This window comes from Shimazuella sp. NTD247, assembly GCF_059510415.1.
The window spans coordinates 1-4,242 of record NZ_JCAJZU010000018.1 but is presented as its reverse complement, the minus strand read 5'-3'; the positions used below and the strand labels follow the sequence as shown (position 1 = coordinate 4,242).

The window sequence follows — 4,242 nt, the reverse complement described above, 5'->3', positions numbered from 1 at the left end:
GCAAGATTATAATCATGGAGCTGCATCCGTAAACGGATGCAGCTCTTAGCATCAGAACGCCAGTAGATAAGCATCATGAGTGTCGAAAGGACCGTCTTTCCGTTCGACTATCCCAAGTTCGGGCTTTAGCGTAAGAGTGTCGAAGTAGTAGGCATCACCACGGGAGCTATAGATTGCACCTCTATTTTTACTGGTACGTCGAAAAACATACTGCGATTTTCGATCTCCTTCGATTCGCAGAACACGCTCTACCTTTCCTCGATGAAGGAGGGACACTTCAAACATCCCTTGACCCATGATAGGATCGATTTTGTTATTGGAGACTTTTTTGATTCGCAATTCTACTGAAGTGGAAGACATTCTTCCTCCAATATCTGGTGGTTTCTATTTTGTAAATAACTATAACATAAAAATCTCGAACAATTAATTGACTTAACAAAATATATATCAAATGTTTACTATAATTTGCATTTGGTGTCTAGACACAAATTCCTTTGTGTCTAGACATTTTCTTTTTTAGAATGTCTGAACAATTACCCCAACATCATTCAGTTGAGCTTGTCCTTTTTCTAGCATCGTCACAAACTTCCCGTTTGCATCATTTAGAAGTACATGGTCAGGATGAATGGTGATCCGCTGTATCCCATTAATTGTGATCACCTCATAGAGAGGATCCGTATTTTTTTCTACTTTATACTTTCCTGGAGGAAGATGTTTTACTTGGACATCCGTATAAACTTCTGATCGGAAAGGGGGCATTTTTTCTCCCTATCGTGGAACCTATTTCTTACTAGTTTATTATAATCTATTTTTTAAATTGTAAAAATCTCCTGTAATAAAAACATTCAAATCAGCTCTCGAAAAACATAAAAAACCCCCTCTTATCAGAAAGGGAGTCACTTTGTTCCTAAATTTGAAATGAATATCTATTTTTCATTATTGCTATTTTTAGAAACTCCATCATACGTACGATTTTAAAAATGAGTTTTTCTCTACTTAATAGGAACCTGTTTTTGCACTTACTGTATTTCCTAACTGATCTACAAACCCATGAGCATATGCAGAATAAGGGCTTTTATCCCAAAGTTGCGGTGTATAACAGGAAGTTTGTCCTGTGTTTACTTCTCCGTTACCTCCAAAGTTCTCACAACCGCGTAATGCTCCATCACTTCGTTGAATATATACATCCGCATAGCGATTGCTTGGCGCTGGACTATAAAGTTTGATATAGGCCCAAGCAGTGTGACATCCTGCACTTCCTTTAAGCTGAACATATCCAATCGTTTTCCCGCTTTTAACGATATACTTTGTCGCATAAGTGATTGGCTGATTGTACGCACAGCCAGTTTTATATGGATCAGTATCACTAGGATAATCTAATGCGTATGCCTTAGAAAAGTCCCATACTAACCCAGAGGCGAAAATAGAAAGCACAAACAGAAAAGTTAATCCGGCAAATTTTACTTTCTTCACTTCTCTACACCTCCTGATTTACCTATTTGATTTATTGAAATTTCAAATAGGATTATATAAATTATAAATGCAACAAAGAGAATAAATATTAATTTATCATTAAAACTTCATAAATATATCATTTACTTCCTGAGAAATGAATTCAAAGAATCATTCTTAGTAAGCGATATTAGAATATTACTGCCCCAACGAATCTGGAATAATAAAAAATTTTTCATAAAAATATACTGATTAGACCACATTCTATTTCTTTAGAACTTATTACACCAGTAGTTAAAACACATGTGTACCTTGGGAATCATTTTTTAAATTACTCTGTTACAGACGCAGAAAATAACTCTACTTGGTATATCAATGAATAAGCGAGATTTGTGTTTTAGTTGAGTAAATCAAGCAATTTCATCATCAATCAATTTATTTATTCACTCTATGAATAAAATTAGTTGACAGAAAATAAAAAGCACGATATATTTTTATTGAACGGTCGAACCGGTCAAAAAAATGTAGAGGATGATTACAATGGAATACAAAAATATGGAAAAAGGCGACTTATGCTTAGTAACAGGAATAACAGGATATGTAGCATCTTGGATTGGAAAGTATTTATTGCAGGATGGATTTCATGTAAGAGGCACCATTCGCAATACAAAAGATGAGAAAAAAGTGAACATGATAAAAGAAAACTTACCAGGAATTGAACTGGTAGATGCAGATTTACGAAAAGAGGAAGGCTGGAATGAAGCTGTTGCAGGCTGCAAATGGGTCTTCCATGTGGCTAGTCCACAGGCAAAAAAGACAGAAAAAAACTTGATTGAAAGTGCAACACAAGGAACCAAATACGCTTTACAAGCTTCTTTTCTATCCAATACCGTAAAAAAAGTAGTAGTCACTAGCTCTGAATCCGCAATTATTTTTGGACACCCTGCAACCAAGACTCTCTTTACCGAGAACGATTGGACAAATCCAAAAAATATAAGTGAATATTTTCGCAGTAAAACACTTGCAGAAAAACTCGCTTGGGATATGGCTCAAGACAAACAGTTAAATCCCAATCATGTGAAACTATCTACGATTAATCCGGTTTTCATCTTTGGACCTTCTTGTCTGCCAACTGTATCTTTCACCCAAGAAATGATAAAAGATATTGCCGAAGGCAAACAGCCCATGCAACCAGATATGTCAGCAGATGTAGTAGATGTTCGCGACTGTGCTCGTATGCATATTGCGATCATGGACAAAGAAGAAACGAATGGAAATCGGCATATCAGCATAGCAGCCAGAGGAGAGTTTGTAGATTTACCTAAAGCGATTCACCGTCACTTTTCCCATCTTGGATTTACTCCACCGACTAAAATAATGCCAAAATATATGATGTGGATGGGCAAGTTTTTCAATAAAAATGCTGCTTCTGCTTATCCGTTGACTGGGAAAACGATTCGAAGAGAATCCATCTATCCAGATGTGTACGATTATCAACATACAAACTTCGATCAAATCATTAAGGAAACAGTAGAAGATCTACTCGCTAAGAACGCCTTAGAAAGTAAGAAATAAAAGTCTCTTTTGTATTGATGCGTTTCTTTCCTTATAATAATACTGATAAATTTAAACAAAGGAATGCATGTGATGTCTCCATTAAGTGAAGAACAGTTTAAACAAATCCGCGATAATCGAATTGAACAGATACTTCGAGTCGGGCTGAAAATCTTTGCCCGTAAAGGATACATTGGCACAAAGTTATCCACAATTGCTTCCGAAGCAGGTATTAGTAAAGGACTTCTTTACCATTACTACAAATCGAAAGATGAATTTCTAGAAACTCTCATTCATAAAGTAATACATGAATTAGAAAGTGGAATTCAAGAAATAAAACATTCACCTGGAACTCCCTTGGAAAAGTTTAAAAATATGCTGGATTTTAAAGAAGAAGAGCAATACTATTTTCTGCTGATCCACCAAGTTCTTTTATCGGAAGAAGTACCTGATAAATTAAAAACAATCGCCAAAGAACACTTCCTTGGCACTGAACTTTTTGATAAATTAGTACCACTATTTAAAGAAGGACAAGAACTTGGTGAGTTCGCACCCGGTGACCCTAATAAAATCGTGACTTCTTTTCTCACCGTACAATCTGGACTGATGGCACTAAATTTAAATAATGATGAAGAATTTATCAAACCAGATCCAAATGTCCTGATCCGCATGCTCACGGGCAGACCTTAAATGTTAGTAAATCTTAATTGGATATGAAATCAGACATGCAAACTTACCTATCACTGTTGATTTACAAAGAAAATAATGAAGGAGCTGTATTTTCTTAAAAGGATACAGCTCTTTCATTTATCGTCCAGTTTATATGGGTATGGAATAAGAAAAATCTATTATTATTAATTTCAGTAATTTCGTCATTGGTAATGTAAAAAAAATTGTATGCTACAAATTTCGAGGAGCTGCCCCCCTGAGGGAGACAGCTCAACCGCACTGGTAGCTGAAAGGACAAGAGACTCGTTCGATGGTTGTTGAAGGTCCGTCCGATCGCTCCACAACTCCTTCTTCTGGGATCAACAGCAGAGTATCGAAGGCGTAAGCCGGCAAACCGCAGTAGATTTCCCCCTTTACCTTCAGGTCATGTTGGAAAAAGTAAAAATGATTACGTTTACTGTCGAAGTAATTGTGCTCCTCCTTTTGGCGGCTTGTAGATAAATCATAACATGGATAAAAACTCACAGCAGTGATACTGATAAAGCAATAAGAAAAAACCCTTCCTAG

The 4,242-nt window shown here is 36.2% G+C and carries 6 protein-coding genes; 2 read left to right on the top strand and 4 right to left on the bottom strand.

Features of this window, described 5'->3' with window-relative positions; all coding sequences use genetic code 11:
- Positions 1-51: 51 nt before the first annotated feature.
- The 3 genes from AC5WOC_RS21090 to AC5WOC_RS21080 form a co-directional block, all read right to left on the bottom strand.
- Positions 52-360 carry a hypothetical protein gene (locus AC5WOC_RS21090; RefSeq protein ID WP_496057400.1) on the bottom strand — a complete coding sequence of 103 codons (309 nt, stop codon included), beginning with the start codon at positions 358-360 and terminating at the stop codon, positions 52-54.
- A 156-nt stretch (positions 361-516) separates the two neighbouring features.
- Positions 517-759, bottom strand: coding sequence for a hypothetical protein (locus AC5WOC_RS21085; protein ID WP_496057399.1), 243 nt, complete (start codon positions 757-759; stop codon positions 517-519).
- 237 nt (positions 760-996) lie between these two features.
- Complete coding sequence (locus AC5WOC_RS21080) at positions 997-1,473, bottom strand: DUF2690 domain-containing protein (protein ID WP_496057398.1); 477 nt, start codon at positions 1,471-1,473, stop codon at positions 997-999.
- 519 nt (positions 1,474-1,992) lie between these two features.
- Here AC5WOC_RS21080 and AC5WOC_RS21075 point away from each other — a divergent pair.
- Both AC5WOC_RS21075 and AC5WOC_RS21070 read left to right on the top strand, forming a co-directional pair.
- Positions 1,993-3,027 (top strand): NAD-dependent epimerase/dehydratase family protein, encoded by a 1,035-nt coding sequence (locus AC5WOC_RS21075; protein ID WP_496057397.1) that lies wholly within the window; start codon positions 1,993-1,995, stop codon positions 3,025-3,027.
- A gap of 72 nt (positions 3,028-3,099) precedes the next feature.
- Positions 3,100-3,696: a TetR/AcrR family transcriptional regulator gene (locus AC5WOC_RS21070; RefSeq protein ID WP_496057396.1), complete on the top strand. Its 597-nt coding sequence runs from the start codon at positions 3,100-3,102 to the stop codon at positions 3,694-3,696.
- A gap of 249 nt (positions 3,697-3,945) precedes the next feature.
- On the opposite strand, the gene AC5WOC_RS21065 is transcribed toward AC5WOC_RS21070, so the two are convergent.
- The coding region (locus AC5WOC_RS21065; protein ID WP_496057395.1) for a hypothetical protein at positions 3,946-4,242 on the bottom strand (297 nt) is incomplete at its 5' end.

What these genes read in the sequence shown, in the direction of transcription:
- AC5WOC_RS21090 (WP_496057400.1), bottom strand. Translation starts at nt 360, where the DNA reads ATGTCTTCCACTTCAGTAGAATTGCGAATCAAAAAAGTCTCCAATAAC.
- AC5WOC_RS21085 (WP_496057399.1), bottom strand. Translation starts at nt 759, where the DNA reads ATGCCCCCTTTCCGATCAGAAGTTTATACGGATGTCCAAGTAAAACAT.
- AC5WOC_RS21075 (WP_496057397.1), top strand. Translation starts at nt 1,993, where the DNA reads ATGGAATACAAAAATATGGAAAAAGGCGACTTATGCTTAGTAACAGGA.
- AC5WOC_RS21070 (WP_496057396.1), top strand. Translation starts at nt 3,100, where the DNA reads ATGTCTCCATTAAGTGAAGAACAGTTTAAACAAATCCGCGATAATCGA.